Here is an 18,551-nt window from a genome sequence, read left to right as displayed (position 1 = left end):
ATGCCTTCTACACGCACAGCCGCTGCCAAACCTAAGGTGGGGCGGCCAAAAACCGGGACAACACAGGAGCGGCACGCCCAATTTCTGGCGCAGGCCCTCGAACTGTTTATGACCGAGGGCGTGGCACGGACCAGTATTGCGCGGATTGCCGCAACCTGTGGCGTCTCGACGCGAACCATCTATGAGCGTTACAGCAACAAGGATGCGTTATTGATCGCGGCGCTCAAGCACATGGTGGAGCAGGATGTGCGTGCCATGACCAATCTTGAGCAGTTAGCCGACCCGTCGCTGGCCACAGTGCTCACGCATATCGGGCGACTGATGTTGAAAAAAGTCCTTGAACCGCGCATGGTGTCCTTTTTTAGAATTGCGATTTCAGAAGTATCACATTTGCCGGAGTTGGCGAGGGCAGTCAAAGAAGTGGGGCCGGAGCGCATCTATCAAATGTTGGCAAATATCTTTAAAACGTATGCGGATAAAGGCGAGTTGCCACAACTGAATTTTATGCGGGCGGCTGAGTCTTATTGCGAGCTACTGATCGCCGGCCCTCGCCATAAAGCATTATTCGGGGTGCAAGAAGCAGATTGGGATGCAGAAGCACACATTGCATTTGTGGTGCAGTTATTCTTGAGAGGATTACACGGGATGGAACAAAAATGAAGCAGCCTGTCTTAAAGGTTGCGGTAAACCTGCGTCGCCTGCCGCTATGGTTGGCTGTCGTGTGTTTGCCGCTGGCGAGTTGCTCGGTGATGGATGAATATATCCGCCCAAAACCCAAGGTAGCTACAGAATGGCAAGCGCCGTTGCCGCATGGCGGCAATCTGGCGTCGCTGAACAATTGGTGGGGGCAATTCAACGATCCTGTGCTTAACCATCTGCTGACTGAGGCACAGAAAGAAAGTCCCTCGCTTGAAATTGCGCTGGCCAATATCCGTGTGTCGCGCGCCAATGTCTTGTCTGCCCGTGCGCAAGGGATCCCTGATTTAACCAGCACCGGCAGTGCCACCAAGAGTAAAGGCGGTGGTGGTGGCGCGTTTCCGGCCAGTACCATTGAAGTTGATTCGATTTCACTGGATGCCAGCTGGGAAGTGGATTTGTTTGGCAAGGTGAAAGCCGCCAAGCAGGCAGCCAAAGCGCAACTGGAGTCCAAAAAAATTGCCTGGCACGATGCACGCTTGAGCCTGGCCGCCGAGGTAGCAAATAATTATGTCAATTACCGTGCCTGCCAGGCATCGGTAGACGCCCTGCAACAAGCCTATGACTCCCGTAAAGAGACCGCGCGTTTGACAGGCATTTCTGCCAAGGCTGGTTTCTCCGCTCCGTCAGACCTCGCACTCGCAGAGGCAGCGACACGCGCCAGTGAGTCTACGCTGGATGGGCAGCAAGCCGAATGTGATGGACTGGTAAAAGCGATGGTGGCGTTGACCAATTTGCCTGAGCCTGAGTTGCGTCAATGGTTGGCGAAAGGCAAAAGCTTGCCAGAGCCTGCCATGTTTGACGTGCAGGCCTTGCCGGCCAGTTTACTGACCCGGCGCCCAGACCTGGCCATTGATGAGCGCAACTTGGCGGAAGCCAGTGCCAATATCGGCGTCTCCAAAGCCCAGATGTACCCTAGCCTGACCCTGACCGGATCGATCGGCTATCGCCGCACCAACTTTAATGGCACGGTGACACGCACCGACTCCTGGTCGTATGGCCCTTCTCTCAAGTTGCCGATTTTTGATGGAGGCACTTTGCGTGCGGATCTGGCAGAAGCGCGTGCCAATTACGATAGCTTGCTGGCAACCTATCAGCAGGATGTGCGTAATGCTGTCAAAGAAGTAGAGCAGGCTTTGGTGAATCTGGAAAGTGCTACCCGCCGTGCCACCTCCGAGCAGGCCAGTGCCCAGCAATATCAGCAATATTTCAAGGCCGCCGAGATCAACTGGAAATCAGGCGGGCTGGATTTATTGTCACTCGAAGATGCCCGCAGGCAAAAAATTAATGCCGAGCTGAACGTTATCACCCAGCAAAAAAACCGTGTGTTGCAGTGGATTGCGTTATACAAGGCATTTGGTGGTGACTGGCTGGAAACACAGGCGACGGTGAAACCCATCATCCTCAAGCCCATGGAAAAAAGGTAAATAAAAATGGCGAGCAGACTGACAAAAAAAACCAAATTCTTAATCATTGCGGCCGTGCTGGTGGGCGTGAGTGCCTGGTTCTGGCAACATCCGCGGCATCAGGCCGAGCTGGCAGAAAAACGTGCTAACCGCGCGGCCGTCAATCAAACTGAAACAGAACATGCGCCGCAGTCAGCGGGCAAGGGCAAAGCCGCCCTGAGCGTGGAGGTCACCCGGCCCGTGAAGGTGCAATGGCAGACGACTCTGATGCTAAATGGCAGCGTCTATCCCTGGCAAGAGGCCCTGGTCAGTGCGGAAATTGCCGGATTGCGCATACAGCAAGTGCTGGCCGATGTCGGCGCGCAAGTGAGCAAGGGACAGTTGCTGGTTGTCTTGGCCGATGAAACCGTCAAGGCGGATTTGCAAAAACAGCTCGCCACGGTTGAAAAAGACAAGGCCGCGCTGGCTGAAGCAAAGAGTAATGCAGACCGTGCGCGTGAAATCAAGGACAGTGGCGCGCTATCGGCGCAAAAAATCAATGAATACATGATTGCCGAGCAGACGGCACGGGCCAATCTCGCCTTGTCCGAGGCGGAGCTGGAGAACCAGAAAATCCGCTTGCGCCAGACCAAAGTGGTGGCGCCTGACGATGGGGTCATTTCATCACGTTCTGCCAATTTGGGGAATGTGGTGTCGGCCGGGGCGGAGTTATTCAGACTGGTGCGGCAAAGTCGTATTGAGTGGCGCGGTGAGGTGAATGCGGATCAGCAAAATACTTTGCATGCCGGACAAGCGGTCAACCTGAGTTTGCCGGGCGGCAAGAAGGTAGCTGGGACCGTGCGGTTGATCTCGCCGACCGTCGACAACAATACCCGTAATGCGCTGGTATATGTGGATATCCCCAAAGGCAGTGCCAAGCCTGGCATGTATGTGCAGGGACAGGTGGATATCGGCCAGCAGCAAGGGTTGGCGGTCCCACTGAGTGCCGTCACCTACCGCGATGGCTTTGCCTATGTGTTTGAACTGGCGCCATCCGGGTCTGACGGTATCAGCCAGGTCGCACAGCGCAAGGTACAAACCGGCCGTACCCGCGAGCAGCTGATAGAGTTGCTTGGTGGCGTGGAGGCAGGGGCCTCGCTGGTGCTCAGTGGTGGCGCTTTTCTCAACGATGGGGATAGGGTCAAAATCGTGACGGTGACCAAACCTGAGGCTGCAAAATGAATTTTTCAGCCTGGTCTATCCGCAATCCGGTTCCCGCCATTCTGCTGTTCGTGGTGTTGAGCTTTCTTGGTCTCAAATCACTTAATCAATTAGGCAAACAGAACTTTCCGGATATTGAGCTGCCGGTGATTTCGGTCAGTGCGACGCTGGAAGGTGCGGCCCCGCCACAGCTGGAAACCGAAGTGGCCCGCAAGATTGAAGACAAGATTGCGACCATTGGTGGGATTGAGCATATGACCACCAAAATCACCGATGGCAGTGTCAGCATCAGTGTGCAGTTCACTATAGATACCAACAGTGAAGAGGCACTGAATCTGGTACGCAATGCGGTTGATAGCGCCCGTTCGGAGTTGCCCGCTGCGGTACTGACGCCTACCGTGTCTAAAGTGACAACCTCCGGCAGTGCAATCCTCACTTTCGTCGCCTCGGCTGACAATATGGATGAAGGCGAGCTATCGTGGTTTGTCGACAACGAAGTGAGCAAGGCCATGCTGGCAGTGAATGGCGTGGGCAAGATTACGCGTACCGGTGGCGTAGACCGCGAAGTGCAGGTTAATCTTGATCCGACCTTGATGGCGGGTTTGGGTGTCAATGTCAGCGATGTGTCTGCACAGCTCAAACGCGTACAGCAGGATGCCTCGGGCGGGCGAGGGGATATTGGCGACAATATTCAGTCGGTACGCACCCTGGGCGCCTTGCATAGTGCGGATGAAGTCCGCAATCTGGATATTCCCATCGGCGATGGTCGCCACATCAAGTTGTCGCAAGTGGCGGAGGTGATTGATACCTATGCCGAGCGCACCACCTATGCCAGCTATGATGGCAAGCCAGTCATCCGGTTTGAAATTACGCGTAGCAAAGGCACCAGTGAGGTGACGGTGGCCAAAGATGTGCGTGCCGCGCTGGAAAAATTCAGGGTCTTGCATCCACAAGTGAAGATTGTGGAGGCTTTTAACATGGTCAAGCCGGTAGAAGATAACTATCACGGCTCCATGCAATTGCTGTACGAGGGGGCTTTGCTCGCTATTCTGGTGGTGTGGTGGTTTTTGCGCGACTGGCGCGCCACCATTATTGCCGCCGTCGCTCTGCCTTTATCCATGATCCCGACCTTTGCATTTATGCAATATTTCGGCTTCTCGCTCAATATTCTTACTTTGCTTGCCATGGCGCTAGTGGTGGGGATTCTTGTCGATGATGCCATTGTGGAAATCGAAAACATTGTCCGCCACCTGCGCATGGGCAAATCCCCTTATCAGGCCGCCATGGAGGCCGCTGATGAAATCGGCTTTGCGGTGATTGCCACCACATTTACGCTGGTGGCGATTTTTCTGCCCACCGCATTTATGGGCGGCATACCGGGTAAATTTTTCAAGCAGTTTGGCATTACGGCGGCTATTGCCATCATGGGCTCGCTGGTCGTCGCCCGCTTGTTGACGCCCATGATGTCAGCCTATTTGTTAAAACCGCACCCAGTCAAGGAAGAACAAATCTCTGGCTTTATGCGCGCTTACTTACGCAGTGTGGAGTGGTGTTTGCGCCACCGCAAAACCGTGGTGCTCGCATTTGTATTGTTCATTGTCGGCTCATTGAGTTTGATGCCACTGTTGCCCAAAGGCTTTGTGCCTTCCTCTGATAGTAGCCAGACCAAGGTCAATATTGAGTTGCAGCCGGGGACCGCGCTGGAGCAGACGCGCGAAGTGGTTAGTCTGGCAGAGCAGATCGTCAAGCAGCACCCGGAAGTGAAAGCGGTGTTTAGCGCCGCGGGCACGGCCAGTACCGGTGGGGGTGGCCCCAATGCTTCGCAGAATAGTACGGATGTGCGCAAGGGCAGCCTGGTGATTAGTCTGACGGATCGTAGTGAGCGGCATCAGAAGCAATCCGAAATTGAAGCCGAGTTACGTGAGCGACTCAAGGCCTTGCCGGGCGCACGCGTCAACGTCGGCATTGGGGAATCCGGTGAAAAACTGCAGATCACATTGGCCAGCGATGATGGCATTGCGCTGGGCAATGCCAGCCAACAGCTGGAGCAACAATTGCGTACCTTGAGCGGTGTCGGCAACATCACATCCAGTGCCAGCCTGCAACGGCCAGAGGTGCAGATCATCCCCGATATCGACAAGGCCGCCGAGCTGGGGGTGACGGTAGAGTCGATTGCACAGGTGATTCGTATTGCTACCTCGGGCGACTTCTCCAACACGATGCCCAAGCTCAATTTGCCTCAGCGCCAGGTGCCAATCCGGGTGCGATTGGGTTCCAGTGTACGCACCAGTTTGCAAGAAATTGCCCAACTACGGGTACCCGCACGCAACGGCAGTGTTAGCCTGGAAACCGTGGCCACCGTTCGCATGGGCAGTGGGCCGCAGCAAATTGACCGTATGGACCGCATGCGTAATGTGACCTTTGATATCGAGCTCAACAAGCGTCAGATTGGTGAGGTCATGCGTGAAGTACAACAGCTGCCCGCCATGCAATCGCTGCCGCCCAGCGTGAAGCAGCTGGAGTCGGGCGATGCCAAACGCATGAACGAATTGTTTGCCAGCTTTGGCGGCGCCATGGTCATCGGCGTGATGTGCATCTATGTGGTGCTGGTCTTGCTGTTTGGCGACTTTCTGCAACCAGTGACCATTTTGGGGGCGCTGCCCTTGTCACTGGGTGGGGCCTTCTTTGCCCTGCTGGTCACCCACAACAGCTTCTCCATGCCGAGTGTGATTGGGTTGTTGATGTTGATGGGTGTGGTGACCAAAAACTCGATCTTGCTGGTGGAGTACACCATCATGGCCAGAAAAGAGCGCCAGTTAAGCCGGTTTGATGCGATTATCGATGGGTGCCATAAACGTGCGCGGCCGATTGTCATGACCACCATTGCCATGGCTGCCGGTATGCTGCCGATTGCACTGGGCTGGAGTGCGGATCCTAGTTTCCGCGCGCCAATGGCGATTACGGTGATTGGCGGATTAATTACTTCAACCGTGCTGAGTCTGGTGGTGATCCCGGTGCTGTACACCTACGTGGATGATTTGCTGGGATGGTTGAGGGGGCTGGCAAGATGGGCTAAACAGCATGTTTGATCAGGCGTGTCCCTGCGAGCGAGCGGGTTGTTTTTGCGTCCTCACACAATCAAGGGCTCTGCAGAGCCCTTGATAAAACGATCAGTGAAGCGCGCTGATCGCCGCGCCAGTCGGTTTACTATAGCCCGTTAATTGGGCGCAAACGTAAACGCATCGCTATAAAATTCTTCTTCTGGCAGGCCCTGTTTCACAAACGTTGCTTTCGCAATCTCCACCATGCCTGGTGCGCCGCATGCATAGACCTCAAACCCGCTTAAATCGGCGTGATCTTCCAACACGGCTTGATGTACCAGACCACGGCGGCCTTGCCAGCCATCGTCGTCGTGACCGTCGGAAATGACGGGGATATACTGAATATTCGGCATGAACTGTGTCCAGCGCTGGCAGAGGTCATCCATATATAAGTCGCCGGTTCGTCTCGCGCCGCGGTAGAGGTAAACGGGGCGCTGGATCTGATTGAAAATCACGTGTTCTATCATGCCTTTGACCGGGGCAAACCCCGTACCACCCGCCACCATGATGATGGGTTTTTGGTTTTGCTCTCGCAGGAAAAAACTGCCGAGAGGCGCTTCCATACGCAATATGGTTTTAAGCGGCATGTCATTGAACACTTGCTCGGTAAAATGCCCGCCAGCAATTTTACGGATATGCAATTCAATAAACCCTTTTTCATGTGGCGCATTGGCGATGGAGAAAGCCCGGCGGCGGCCATCCTTGAGTAAAAATTCGATGTATTGTCCAGCCATAAAGGTCAGTTGTTCAGTGGCAGGTAATTGCAGGTGCAAGACCATTACATCGTCGCCGAACTGCTGTTTGTGTTGAATGCGTACCGGCAAAATACGCGGTTTGATGCCTTGCACCATATCGATCTGGCGGCATTCAATGACCAGGTCTTCAAGGGGTCTGGCACAGCAAAACAAAGCCATGCCAGCTGCAAGCTCGGCATCGGTCAAGGCGTTGCCTTGGTAATCATCATGCATGACTTTGCCGGTCAGCACCTTGCCTTTGCAGGCGCCGCAAGCGCCATTACGGCAGCCATAGGGTAAGTTGATACCCGCTTCTATGGCGGCTTCGAGCACGGTTTGGCTGGGGCGGACATCAAAGGTATGGCCACTGTTTTCAATCAGGACACGGTTCATAAGACGATATTTTCCAAGCGTTAATCTTTGCGCGGGAGATGCACGACATTATCTACCGGTTTGCTGTCAGGGACTTCGGTAAATTCCCCCTCAATCACCTCGTCATTCGCGCTGTGACGGTAGCGTGCATGGGGTTGTTGATGCTGCCCGCTGACGTTTGGGTTGTTGGTTGGAATCAGTAACAGAATCACGGCAATGACATCGCTAATGACGCCCGGAATCAGGAGTAATACTCCGGCCAGCAAGTTTCTGGCAGTGGAAAAGATGGCGGCTACCGGGTTGCCACCGGCCGTCATTTGCTGAAACAAGCGTGACGCGATCAGGTCTTTTTCACCACGAATCAGCTTGAGGCCCAGGTAGCCGATGATGATCAGGTACACCAAGACCCACCAGCCATAGCGCTGGCTGAGTTCGATCAGGACCGCTATCTCCAGAAACGGAAAAGCCAGTAGAATAGCAAGGATGAGAAAACGCATGTCAGAATCCTGTCTGTGAGTCAGCGCGCGATGACGCCAAAAGAGGAAATTATAATCGTGTTTACGCATGTGCCGAACAAGGCATGTGCCGAGCATATCGCGCAGACGTTGCTTACAGACAAGTTGGCGGCATGCGTCAATATTTCAAGTCCGGTTACCTCTATTTATCGCTGGCAAGGGCAGATTGAGCAAGCGGAAGAAATCGCCCTGAGCATTAAAACCACGCGGCAGGGGTATGCCGCCTGTGCGGCCAGGCTTAGAATGCTGCATCCTTATGAACTTCCAGAGATTGTAGGCATCCATGTGAGCGAGGGTTTGCCGGAATATTTGGCATGGGTGGCGGCCGAGACAGGGATGCAGGAGTGAAGCGTTGATCAAAAATGGGTTTAAAGTAGCATGGGTGCTGGTCATGTTGTGCGTGATGGTGTTGCCTGTGCACGCGGCGTCACAATTCTCAAAACTATTCACTGAAGATAGCAGCGAAGATTTTTTGCCTGTCGATCAGGCATTCAAGGTCGATGCGGCACTGACGGATGCCACGCATGCCCAGATCCGGTTTACTGTAGCACCAGGCCACTATTTATATAGAGGCCGCATACAACTCTTACCGGCCAGCGACACGACACAGCTCAGCTTGCCAGCCGGTGAAACCAAGCATGATCCCAATTTTGGCGAACAGCAGGTGTTTCACCACGATACCGTGGCCGAGGTCACGTTTGCAGGGGCCGCCCCTCAGGTGTTGCAAGTACGCTATCAAGGCTGTAGTGAAAAAGGCCTGTGTTATCCCCCACAAACCAAATCACTTGCATTGGACGCGGTTGCCTCGGCGAATAATATTCGCAGTGCACAGCCCGTCAACGCGGAGAGTGAGGACGAGTTTTCTGGCAAGCTTTTGGCCTCTGGCCACTGGTGGCAGATTGTGGCAGGCTTTTTTGGTGCAGGCCTGTTGCTGGCATTCACCCCTTGCGTGTTCCCCATGATTCCTATTTTGTCTGGGATTATTGTGGGCAAAAATGCCCATGTGTCGCGTGGCAAGGCGTTTACTTTGTCATTGGCATACACGCTGGGTATGTGCCTGACTTATACCCTGGCTGGCGTCGCCGCCGGGCTCTCTGGGCAACTCTTGAGCAGCGCGCTGCAAACGCCTGCCGCCCTGATCATCGGTGCCCTGATTTTTGTGGTGCTCTCATTCTCCATGTTCGGCTTTTACGAGCTCAAACTGCCGTCAGCGGTTGAAAATTACTTTTTTAACTGGAGCAGTCGTTTCAAGGGTGGTCATCTGGCCAGCGATTTCTTGATGGGGGCCATATCTGCCTTGATCATCAGCCCTTGTGTCGCTGCGCCGCTGGCGGGTGCGCTGCTTTATATCAGCCAGACGCATGATGTGGTGCTGGGCGCGGTGGCATTGTTTTCATTGTCGCTGGGCATGGGCGTACCGTTATTGCTGATTGGCGCATCAGCGGGCACGGTCTTGCCCAAGGCGGGCGAATGGATGAATGCCGTTCGTCGTTTGTTTGGGGTGTTGATGTTGGCTGTCTCGGTCTGGATCGTCAGCCCGTTGCTGCCTGTGTCAGCGCAACTGGTTTTATGGGCGGCCTTGTGTATTGTCCCGGCCATTTACCTGCGCGCAATAGACCCTTTGCCTGCGGATGCGGGGAGCACCGCGCGTCTTTGCAAGGGATTTGCGGTCATGTTGCTGCTTTATGGCGCCGCGCTGCTGGTCGGTGCCTGGTCGGGTGCACGCTCACCGCTACAACCTTTGCAAAGGGTCATGTCTGCTTCGGCGACGGATGTGCAAGCACTGCCATTCAAACGCGTGCAAAGTGTACAAGCGCTCGAAAATGCGCTTGCGGCCGCGCGGGGCAAACCCGTGATGCTGGATTTTTACGCAGACTGGTGTGTCTCGTGCAAAGAATATGAGCAGTTTGTCTTTAGCCAGCCAGAAGTGCGGGCTGCGCTCAAAGATGTGGTGCTGTTGCAGGCAGATGTGACCGAAAACCGGGCGGAAGATGCCGCATTGCTCAAGCGCTTTGAATTGTTCGGGCCGCCAGGGATCGTGTTTTTTGATGCGCAGGGACGGCCGTTGCAACCTGTGATCAAAGGCTATCAGGACGCCACACAATTTCTTGACCGTTTGCGCAAATTGCCTTTAAGCGCCATGGAGAAGTCTGCACATGCATAATATTGCGCGTTTGGTCATGACGATATTACTGATCGTTGTTCTCGGTAGCGGATTCCGTTGGCTTTACCTTCACCGTGATCAATGGATGACGTCTGCCCCTACTCAAACGGCGATGATGGTACCTGACGCGGTATGGAGCGTCGGTTTGCAGGATGCTGGTGGCAGGGAGTATGCGCTTTCAAGCTTTAAAGGCAAGCCTGTGATCATGAATTTTTGGGCGACATGGTGTGAGCCTTGCCGTGAAGAAATGCCCGAAATCTCAGCGCTGGCGGCCGAACACTCCGAAATTGCAGTATTAGGCCTGGCCATTGACGAGGCAGCCGCTGTGCATGAGTTCGCGGAGAGTACGCCCGTCAGTTATCCTTTGTTAATTGCCGAGAACGAAGGCATGCCTTTGGCCGAGCAACTGGGCAACACCAAAGGCGTATTACCTTACACCGTGGTGATTTCTGCCAACGGCCAAGTGACACACACCTTCTTCGGCAGAGTCAATCGCCAAATGCTGCAAAAAGCACTCAACTTGCCTTAAATGCCTGCCCAGTTCTGTGCGCAAACAGGCCGCTTATGGCTTAGGTTTGTCGCCTGATCTGTACCAGTTGCTGCCGTTTTGGCGACTTTCCATTTGTTCCAAATTGCGAATTTTACTGGACAAAATGCAATAACTTCGGCAAACTTCGACGCCATGAAGGTTGTATTTTTCTCTTTGAGAGGCATCTGAAATGGGCGCCAAATCCATCCTGGTGATACATGGACCCAACTTGAATATGCTGGGGACACGTGAGCCACAGCACTACGGTAGCCAAACGCTTGCAGATATCAACCAGCATCTGCTGGAATTGGCGCGGGCCGATCAGGTACGTCTTGAATCCTTTCAGAGCAACTCTGAGGCGGAGATCATAGAGAAAATTCATGCATTGTCTGTGAACCGGGTGGATTACGTCATTATCAATCCTGCCGCCTTCACGCATACTTCTATTGCCATCAGGGATGCCCTTTCGGCAGTGAACATTCCATTCATTGAAGTGCATCTCTCCAATGTGCATGCCCGCGAGTCATTCCGGCATCATTCTTATTTCAGCGATCTGGCAACCGCCGTCATCTGCGGTTTGGGCGCAGAGGGATACTACGCCGCCTATCGCTACATCCAACAACGCTAATAACATTTAAAACATTTACATTCGAGGCTAATATGGATTTACGCAAACTCAAAAAACTGATTGATCTGGTCGAGGAATCGGGGATTTCCGAGCTGGAACTGACTGAGGGTGAAGAGAAGGTACGTATCAGTCGCGCCATGGCACCGGGTGCTGCACCAGTGACTCAATATGTCGCTGCGCCTGTTTCCGCGCCTGCAGCAGCACCCGCAGCAGCCGCTGCTCCCGCCGTTGCAGCGGCAGAAGTGCTAGAAGGCACGGTAGTTAAATCACCGATGGTCGGTACGTTCTATCGCGCGTCTTCTCCAGATGCAAAAGCGTTCGTCGATGTTGGTAGCACTGTCAATACAGGGGACACCCTGTGCATTATTGAAGCCATGAAGCTGCTCAACGAAATTGAGAGTGAATATGCGGGCACGATTAAAAAGATTTTCGTTGAAAACGGTCAGCCTGTGGAATACGGCGAGCCTCTGTTCCTGATTGGTTAATCGTGATGGTTGAAAAAGTACTGATTGCCCGTGGCGGCGACCAGCAGCCCTCTGCGGGTTTCGCAGCAACGAAGTTTAATTGTCTAGCGGCTATTGAGACGCGGAGTAAATAATGTTCGAGAAAATCCTGATTGCCAACCGCGGCGAAATTGCCTTGCGCGTGCAACGTGCTTGTCGTGAGTTGGGGATTAAAACGGTGGCTGTGCACTCTGAGGCTGACCGTGATGCCAAATATGTGAAGCTGGCCGATGAGTCTGTTTGTATTGGCCCAGCACCTTCTGCAAAAAGCTACCTGAATATTCCTGCCGTGATCAGTGCGGCTGAAGTAACGGATGCGCAAGCGATTCACCCCGGGTATGGCTTTTTATCCGAGAATGCCGACTTTGCCGAGCGGGTTGAACAAAGCGGTTTTGTCTTTATCGGCCCCCGCGCAGAGACCATTCGCCTGATGGGTGACAAGGTGTCTGCCAAGGACTCCATGAAAGCGGCGGGTGTGCCATGTGTGCCTGGCTCAGATGGTGCGCTGAATGATGATCCGGCTGAAATCATTAAAACGGCCAAGCGCGTAGGCTACCCGGTGATTATTAAGGCAGCGGGTGGCGGTGGTGGTCGTGGCATGCGCGTGGTGCATACCGAAGCCGCCTTGCTCAATGCGGTCAATATGACCAAAGCCGAGGCACAGGCTGCTTTTGGCAACCCGATGGTTTACATGGAAAAATTCCTTGAAAACCCGCGTCATATCGAGATCCAGATTCTGGCTGACCAGCATGGCAACGCCGTGTTCTTGGGTGACCGCGATTGCTCCATGCAGCGCCGCCATCAAAAAATTATTGAAGAAGCACCCTCGCCCTTGTTGCCAGAAAGACTGCGCGACAAAATTGGTGAGCGTTGTGCCGAGGCCTGCCGCAAGATTGGTTACCGTGGCGCCGGCACCTTCGAGTTCCTGTATGAAAATGGCGAGTTCTACTTTATTGAGATGAACACCCGCTTGCAGGTGGAGCATACCGTCACTGAAATGATCACGGGTATCGACCTGGTTCAGCAGCAGATCTTCATCGCTGCTGGTGAGAAGCTGCCGTTCCGTCAGCGCGATATCGTGCTCAATGGCCATGCCATCGAATGCCGGATTAACGCCGAGGATCCTTATACCTTTGTGCCTTCACCAGGCTTTATCAATCGCTTTCATATGCCCGGCGGCCCTGGCGTACGCATGGATACGCATGTGTATGGCGGCTATACCGTGCCACCGCATTATGACTCGATGATAGGCAAGCTGATTACACACGGTGCGACACGCGAACAGGCGATTGCCAGAATGCGCGTGGCCTTGTCCGAGATGTATGTCGAAGGCATTAAAACCAATACTGCGCTGCATTCTGATCTGATGGCCGACTTGGCTTTCCAGCAGGGCGGCACCAGCATTCACTATCTGGAGCAGAAGCTGGGTATCAGCTCGAAATAATTTTGCATTGGCTGTTACTTAAAATTCAATCAACCGAGCCGCAGGCCGAGGCACTCAGCGATGTGCTGATGGAGCAGGGTGCGTTGTCCGTCAGCATTGAAGATGCGCACGCTGACACCTTGGCCGAGCAGGCAATTTTTGGCGAGCCGGGGGATCCCCCGCCCGGCATCTGGCAGCAAAACATTGTCACGGCCATGCTGGATGCAGAAGCCGATGTCCAGGGTCTACTGGCCCGTGTACAAGCCGAGCTGCAACTGGATGGTCTCAAATATCAGTTAGAGCAGATCGAGGAGCAGGATTGGGTGCGGGCCACGCAAGCGCAGTTTGACCCTATCCGCGTGACCGATAGATTGTGGATCGTGCCTTCCTGGCATGAGGCGCCGAATGCGGAGGCGATCAATATTGTGCTGGATCCGGGCCTGGCATTTGGCACTGGCAGTCATCCGACCACGCATTTGTGTTTGAGCTGGTTGGCGCAATTACCTGAAACACTGTTGCGCAGTGCCAATGTCCTTGATTACGGATGTGGCTCAGGCATTTTGGCGATTGCCGCCAAAAAACTGGGCGCCAACACCGCCACAGGCGTTGATATTGACCCGCAGGCAGTGATTGCCAGTCGTGATAACGCGCTCAATAACCAGGTCGAGGCCATTTTTTATGACTCTGCCGAATACCTGCATGAGCCGTTTGATCTGGTCGTGGCTAATATTCTCTCCAGCGCCTTGATGGTGCTGGCCCCAGTGATTGCCAAATCTTGCAAAACTGGCGGTAAAGTTGCATTATCCGGCATATTGGAGAGCCAGCAGCAGATGTTGCTGGCGCATTATGCCGAGTGGTTTGAAATGGATGCCACCATCCAGCAAGATGGATGGGTCTTGCTGACGGGAACCAGAAAATGTCCTTGATTACGGCCTGCCCGGCCTGCCAAACACAATTTGAAGTCACTGACGAGCAATTGCAGGCCTATGCTGGCAAGGTGCGCTGCGGTGAATGTGACCATGTGTTTGATGCGCGCTCGCATTTGCTGTCGTCATCTGCTGCCACTGCTGCAAGCGAGGCGGTAGATCCCCAGCCTGCCAGCGATGCCGCGATTTACTTTCAGGTGAGTGCCGAGGCCGCACAGGCGCATCCGGTGCCTGACGAGCCGTTTGAAGCAGTCATGCCGGAGCTGTCTATTCGGCCTGACGAGGCGATTGAGCCTGAAATCCCAGCTTTTCTGCGTGACGTTTCACTCGAGGATGAGCGCCCGCAATCCCGGGTGACGCCCGCCACCCCTTGGGCATATAGCCTGCTTTCTGTCCTGCTGCTGGTGACTTTTTTTCTGCAAACACTGTATTTCTCTCGCACCACGCTTGCCGCCAGTTACCCGCACACCAAACCATGGCTGCAAGCGCTATGTAAGCCACTGCATTGTGAAGTGGGCTTGCCTAGAGATATTGCGCAATTGACGATAGATGATGCGGATATTCAAGAGCACAAGACACGCGCCGGCGTGCTCGTGTTTTCCAGTGTGCTCATGAATCACGGTGAGGTGCGACAGGCCTATCCGATGATAGAGCTGACTTTGACCAATACGGCTGATGAGCCGGTATTGCGCAAAACGCTCAAGCCGGAAGACTATCTGCCCAAGACGGTCGATGCCAGCAATGGCTTGGCGGCCTTGCAAGAGCAGTCCGCCAAAGTGTTGTTAGGTGTAGACGAAAAACTGGTAACGGGTTTTCGCGTCGCCATTGCCTACTAGTTGTTTGTGCACCTAAACCGGGTCAATCTGTTGTTGCGCAGCGCCCACTTCAGCCATCACTTTTCCTAATATTTCAATCGCCTCTTTGCGCACAAAACTTTTGCGCCAGGCCAGCGCAATACGTCGGCTAGGGGCAGGGCGGGTAAACGGGATCACGCGAATCAGCGCGTTCTGATAGCGCGCCGCAGTTGCCATGGCTGGCAGCACCGTGATACCCAAATTCGAAGCCACCATATTTCTGATTGTTTCCAGCGAATTGCCCTGTAACACTTCGCCTTTACGGCTGAGCTCTGGGCAAGCCTGGGTTACCTGATTGCTGAAGCAATGCCCGGTGTTGAGCAATAACACTTTCTCCTGGCTCAATTCATCCGCCTCGACCGATGTGCGCTTGGCCCAGGCGTGACTCACGGGTACGACGACATTAAAGTCCTCGTCATACAGTGGCAAGGTTTCAATGCCCGGCACATCAAACGGTAAGGCGACTACAGCCGCATCGATGAGCCCGTTCTTCAGCTGCTGCTCCAGGGTCGCCGTGATGTTTTCCTCAACCTCCAGCGGCATCTGCGGCGCCACCTGGATGAGTGGCGGAATGATTTCGGGTAACAGATAAGGCCCGACCGAGTGAATCATGCCCAGCTTGAACAGGCCGTTGAGCGGATCGTTACCGTGTTTCGCCATCTCTTTAATCTTGGCTGCTTGCTCCAGCACGATATTGGCTTGTGCAATAATCTGCTCACCAATTTCGGTGGGGGTCACCTCGTTGCGGTTACGTTCAAACAGAGAGACACCCAGCTCTTCTTCCAGTTTTTTGATGCCCAGACTGAGCGCCGGCTGGGTCACAAAACATTTTTCTGCTGCGCGTCTGAAGTTTCTCTCTTGCGCCACCGCCAATACAAACTTTAATTCAATCAAGGTCATTTGCTTGTCTCGCTGTTTTCACCATCACTAGTCTATATACATTAATTTTATTAATCAATAATATCAAAACATACAATTATACAAATTAAATGGAGCGCCCTAGAATGCGATGCATGGATGACAACATAAGGAGACAAGATGTGGACCTGGCTTAATCAGGAATCAGCCGTGTGGCAGGAAGCTTTAGCCGCTTACGCTGCCAGTTTTTAACTCTGTAGTTTATTTTATATCAAATTATTATCGTAACAATCAAGGCGTAGTATATTTGAGTCTTGATGAATTTTTTGCCGCACTCATCAATTAACAACAAGGAGCTAACACATGCAGAATCAAAACACGGGCGCCAAGTGCCCATTCGCGCATGGCGCAATCACGACAACCGCACAAACCAATACGAATTGGTGGCCGAACGCCCTCAATCTGGATATCTTGCATCAACATGATCGTAAAACCAATCCGCTTGGTGAGTCATTTGACTATAGACAGGAAGTATCCACGCTGGATGTAGATGCGCTTAAAAAGGACATGCATGCCTTGATGACGGACAGTCAGGCATGGTGGCCTGCAGATTGGGGTCATTATGGTGGCTTGATGATTCGCATGGCCTGGCACGCCGCCGGGACTTATCGCGTAGCAGATGGCCGTGGTGGCGCAGGTACAGGTAACCAGCGCTTTGCACCACTCAACAGCTGGCCTGATAACGTCAATCTAGATAAAGCGCGCCGCCTGCTGTGGCCGATCAAGAAAAAATATGGCAACAAGATCTCCTGGGCGGACCTGATTGTACTTGCGGGCACCATTGCCTATGAATCCATGGGCCTCAAGACTTTCGGATTCGCTTTTGGTCGTGAGGATATCTGGCATCCGGAAAAAGATATCTACTGGGGCAATGAAAAAGAATGGCTGGCAAAAACCGGTAGCGAAGGTAGTCGTTATTCTGGTCAGCGTGACCTCGAAAACCCGCTGGCTGCCGTGATGATGGGCCTGATTTATGTGAACCCGGAAGGCGTGGATGGCAACCCTGATCCGCTGAAAACCGCGCAGGATATCCGCGTTACCTTTGCCCGCATGGCGATGAACGACGAGGAAACGGTAGCGTTGACGGCAGGCGGCCACACGGTGGGCAAAGCACACGGGAACGGTCAGGCCAGCAACCTTGGTGTCGACCCGGAAGCCGCCGACGTACATGAGCAGGGGATGGGCTGGAACAACCACACCAGACGCGGAGTGGGCCGGGATACGGTGACCAGCGGCATTGAAGGTGCCTGGACTACACACCCGACCCAATGGGATAACGGTTACTTTGCCATGCTGTTTAACCATGACTGGGAACTTAAAAAGAGCCCGGCCGGTGCGTGGCAATGGGAACCCGTGAACATCAAGGAAGAAGACAAGCCAGTCGATGTCGAGGATCCTAGCATTCGTTATAACCCCATCATGACAGATGCGGATATGGCCATGATCAAGGACCCGATTTACCGCAAAATCTCGGAGCGATTCCGTGACGACCAGGCGTATTTCTCTGAAGTGTTTGCCCGTGCCTGGTTCAAGCTGACACACCGTGACATGGGTCCCAAAGCCCGTTACATCGGCCCGGATGTGCCGCAAGAGGATCTGATATGGCAAGATCCGGTGCCTGCAGGTTCAGCCATCAGCGAGACAGACATTGCTGCACTCAAAGCACACATTCTGGCGAGCGGCTTAAGCACCGCAGAACTGGTCGCGACCGCTTGGGATAGCGCACGTACTTTCCGTGCCTCAGACTACCGCGGGGGCGCAAATGGTGCACGTATTCGTCTGGCGCCACAAAAAGACTGGGTAGGCAACGAGCCCGTCAGACTGCAAAAAGTGCTGACCGTGCTCGAAGGCATACAGCAGGGCTTTGGCAAACCTGTCAGCATCGCTGACCTGATTGTCCTCGGTGGTTCTGCTGCCGTTGAGCAAGCCGCCCAAGCCGCCGGAGTGAACATCACGGTACCGTTTGTTGCAGGCCGTGGTGATGCGACGGCAGAGCAGACAGACATTGAGTCTTTTGAGGTGCTGGAACCTGTGCATGATGGTTACCGCAACTGGCTCAAGGCCGACTACGTGCCCTCGGCAGAAGAAATGCTGCTGGACCGTACCCAGCTGATGGGTCTGACTGCACCAGAAATGACCGTCCTTGTGGGTGGGATGCGTGTGCTGGATACCAACCACGGTGGTAGCAAGCACGGTGTATTTACCGATCAGCCCGGTGTGCTCAGCAATGACTTTTTTGTCAACCTGACCGATATGCGCTACACCTGGGTGCCTGCTGGCAACAACCTGTATGAAGTCCGTGAGCGTGACACAGGTGCAGTTAAATGGACGGCTACCCGTGTGGATCTGGTGTTTGGCTCCAACTCCATCCTGCGTTCTTATGCCGAGGTGTATGCACAAGATGATGCCAAGCAGAAGTTTGTGCACGACTTTGTCGCCGCCTGGACCAAGGTCATGCATGCGGATCGTTTTGATCTTAAATAATTAAAAATTTCTGTGACTCTGTCGTCATGCCAAGCGCCTTGAGGGATCAAGGCGCTTTTTTATTGATGGCTTAGTATGTATGCAGACATGGGTCATGA

Annotated in this window: 16 protein-coding genes; 13 read left to right on the top strand and 3 right to left on the bottom strand. The window is 53.8% G+C overall.

Features of this window, described 5'->3' with window-relative positions; translation table 11 throughout:
* Genes Q9292_RS02650 through Q9292_RS02635 form a run of 4 tightly spaced genes read left to right on the top strand, consistent with a single transcriptional unit; the run spans position 1 to position 6,391 of the window.
* The gene (locus tag Q9292_RS02650) at positions 1-660 is read left to right on the top strand and encodes a TetR/AcrR family transcriptional regulator (protein ID WP_194749021.1); all 660 of its coding nucleotides are present in this window, start codon (positions 1-3) and stop codon (positions 658-660) included.
* Positions 657-2,123, top strand: coding sequence for an efflux transporter outer membrane subunit (locus tag Q9292_RS02645; RefSeq protein ID WP_313984446.1), 1,467 nt, complete (start codon positions 657-659; stop codon positions 2,121-2,123). Before Q9292_RS02650 ends, Q9292_RS02645 begins: the two co-directional genes overlap by 4 nt.
* 6 nt (positions 2,124-2,129) lie before the next feature.
* Positions 2,130-3,323 carry an efflux RND transporter periplasmic adaptor subunit gene (locus Q9292_RS02640; protein WP_313984443.1) on the top strand — a complete coding sequence of 398 codons (1,194 nt, stop codon included), beginning with the start codon at positions 2,130-2,132 and terminating at the stop codon, positions 3,321-3,323.
* On the top strand, positions 3,320-6,391 hold the full coding sequence (locus tag Q9292_RS02635) for an efflux RND transporter permease subunit (protein ID WP_275357339.1): 3,072 nt from the start codon (positions 3,320-3,322) through the stop codon (positions 6,389-6,391). Before Q9292_RS02640 ends, Q9292_RS02635 begins: the two co-directional genes overlap by 4 nt.
* A 128-nt stretch (positions 6,392-6,519) precedes the next feature.
* On the opposite strand, the gene Q9292_RS02630 is transcribed toward Q9292_RS02635, so the two are convergent.
* Positions 6,520-7,530 carry a CDP-6-deoxy-delta-3,4-glucoseen reductase gene (locus tag Q9292_RS02630; RefSeq protein ID WP_313984438.1) on the bottom strand — a complete coding sequence of 337 codons (1,011 nt, stop codon included), beginning with the start codon at positions 7,528-7,530 and terminating at the stop codon, positions 6,520-6,522.
* 20 nt (positions 7,531-7,550) lie between these two features.
* The gene (locus Q9292_RS02625; RefSeq protein WP_275357336.1) at positions 7,551-8,006 is read right to left on the bottom strand and encodes an FxsA family protein; all 456 of its coding nucleotides are present in this window, start codon (positions 8,004-8,006) and stop codon (positions 7,551-7,553) included.
* A gap of 57 nt (positions 8,007-8,063) precedes the next feature.
* Between Q9292_RS02625 and cutA the strand changes: the two genes are divergently transcribed.
* The 8 genes from cutA to Q9292_RS02585 all read left to right on the top strand — a co-directional run bounded on the left by cutA (position 8,064) and on the right by Q9292_RS02585 (position 15,033).
* Positions 8,064-8,372, top strand: coding sequence for a divalent-cation tolerance protein CutA (gene cutA / locus Q9292_RS02620; RefSeq protein WP_409934465.1), 309 nt, complete (start codon positions 8,064-8,066; stop codon positions 8,370-8,372).
* 43 nt (positions 8,373-8,415) lie between these two features.
* Positions 8,416-10,188, top strand: coding sequence for a protein-disulfide reductase DsbD (dsbD, locus tag Q9292_RS02615; RefSeq protein ID WP_313985765.1), 1,773 nt, complete (start codon positions 8,416-8,418; stop codon positions 10,186-10,188).
* On the top strand, positions 10,181-10,717 hold the full coding sequence (locus tag Q9292_RS02610) for a TlpA disulfide reductase family protein (protein WP_313984431.1): 537 nt from the start codon (positions 10,181-10,183) through the stop codon (positions 10,715-10,717). Before dsbD ends, Q9292_RS02610 begins: the two co-directional genes overlap by 8 nt.
* A 190-nt stretch (positions 10,718-10,907) precedes the next feature.
* Positions 10,908-11,345 carry a type II 3-dehydroquinate dehydratase gene (gene aroQ / locus Q9292_RS02605; RefSeq protein ID WP_275357328.1) on the top strand — a complete coding sequence of 146 codons (438 nt, stop codon included), beginning with the start codon at positions 10,908-10,910 and terminating at the stop codon, positions 11,343-11,345.
* Positions 11,346-11,377: 32 nt separating this feature from the next.
* Entirely contained in the window at positions 11,378-11,830 is a 453-nt protein-coding gene (gene accB, locus Q9292_RS02600; RefSeq protein ID WP_194749587.1) for an acetyl-CoA carboxylase biotin carboxyl carrier protein, read from the top strand.
* 112 nt (positions 11,831-11,942) lie between these two features.
* A complete protein-coding gene (accC, locus tag Q9292_RS02595; RefSeq protein WP_194749586.1) occupies positions 11,943-13,292 on the top strand; it encodes an acetyl-CoA carboxylase biotin carboxylase subunit in 1,350 nt (449 codons plus the stop codon).
* Positions 13,293-13,294: 2 nt separating this feature from the next.
* Positions 13,295-14,197, top strand: coding sequence for a 50S ribosomal protein L11 methyltransferase (gene prmA / locus Q9292_RS02590; RefSeq protein WP_313984424.1), 903 nt, complete (start codon positions 13,295-13,297; stop codon positions 14,195-14,197).
* The gene (locus Q9292_RS02585) at positions 14,188-15,033 is read left to right on the top strand and encodes a DUF3426 domain-containing protein (protein ID WP_313984421.1); all 846 of its coding nucleotides are present in this window, start codon (positions 14,188-14,190) and stop codon (positions 15,031-15,033) included. Before prmA ends, Q9292_RS02585 begins: the two co-directional genes overlap by 10 nt.
* Before the next feature lie 12 nt (positions 15,034-15,045).
* Here the strand turns inward: Q9292_RS02585 and Q9292_RS02580 are convergent, their stop codons facing one another.
* Complete coding sequence (locus tag Q9292_RS02580; RefSeq protein ID WP_275357322.1) at positions 15,046-15,951, bottom strand: hydrogen peroxide-inducible genes activator; 906 nt, start codon at positions 15,949-15,951, stop codon at positions 15,046-15,048.
* 321 nt (positions 15,952-16,272) lie between these two features.
* Here Q9292_RS02580 and katG point away from each other — a divergent pair, with 321 nt between their 5' ends.
* The gene (gene katG / locus Q9292_RS02575) at positions 16,273-18,453 is read left to right on the top strand and encodes a catalase/peroxidase HPI (RefSeq protein WP_313984416.1); all 2,181 of its coding nucleotides are present in this window, start codon (positions 16,273-16,275) and stop codon (positions 18,451-18,453) included.
* Positions 18,454-18,551 lie beyond the last annotated feature (98 nt).

Source organism: Methylophilus sp. VKM B-3414 (genome assembly GCF_032248435.1).
GTDB classification, from domain to species: domain Bacteria; phylum Pseudomonadota; class Gammaproteobacteria; order Burkholderiales; family Methylophilaceae; genus Methylophilus; species Methylophilus glucosoxydans.
This window is presented reverse-complemented; position numbering and strand designations above follow the sequence as displayed.

Excerpts from the sequence above, each read along its gene's own strand:
- Q9292_RS02650 (WP_194749021.1), top strand. The coding sequence starts at position 1 with ATGCCTTCTACACGCACAGCCGCTGCCAAACCTAAGGTGGGGCGGCCA.
- Q9292_RS02645 (WP_313984446.1), top strand. The coding sequence starts at position 657 with ATGAAGCAGCCTGTCTTAAAGGTTGCGGTAAACCTGCGTCGCCTGCCG.
- Q9292_RS02640 (WP_313984443.1), top strand. The coding sequence starts at position 2,130 with ATGGCGAGCAGACTGACAAAAAAAACCAAATTCTTAATCATTGCGGCC.
- Q9292_RS02635 (WP_275357339.1), top strand. The coding sequence starts at position 3,320 with ATGAATTTTTCAGCCTGGTCTATCCGCAATCCGGTTCCCGCCATTCTG.
- Q9292_RS02630 (WP_313984438.1), bottom strand. The coding sequence starts at position 7,530 with ATGAACCGTGTCCTGATTGAAAACAGTGGCCATACCTTTGATGTCCGC.
- Q9292_RS02625 (WP_275357336.1), bottom strand. The coding sequence starts at position 8,006 with ATGCGTTTTCTCATCCTTGCTATTCTACTGGCTTTTCCGTTTCTGGAG.
- dsbD (WP_313985765.1), top strand. The coding sequence starts at position 8,416 with ATGTTGTGCGTGATGGTGTTGCCTGTGCACGCGGCGTCACAATTCTCA.
- Q9292_RS02610 (WP_313984431.1), top strand. The coding sequence starts at position 10,181 with ATGCATAATATTGCGCGTTTGGTCATGACGATATTACTGATCGTTGTT.
- aroQ (WP_275357328.1), top strand. The coding sequence starts at position 10,908 with ATGGGCGCCAAATCCATCCTGGTGATACATGGACCCAACTTGAATATG.
- accB (WP_194749587.1), top strand. The coding sequence starts at position 11,378 with ATGGATTTACGCAAACTCAAAAAACTGATTGATCTGGTCGAGGAATCG.
- accC (WP_194749586.1), top strand. The coding sequence starts at position 11,943 with ATGTTCGAGAAAATCCTGATTGCCAACCGCGGCGAAATTGCCTTGCGC.
- Q9292_RS02585 (WP_313984421.1), top strand. The coding sequence starts at position 14,188 with ATGTCCTTGATTACGGCCTGCCCGGCCTGCCAAACACAATTTGAAGTC.
- Q9292_RS02580 (WP_275357322.1), bottom strand. The coding sequence starts at position 15,951 with ATGACCTTGATTGAATTAAAGTTTGTATTGGCGGTGGCGCAAGAGAGA.
- katG (WP_313984416.1), top strand. The coding sequence starts at position 16,273 with ATGCAGAATCAAAACACGGGCGCCAAGTGCCCATTCGCGCATGGCGCA.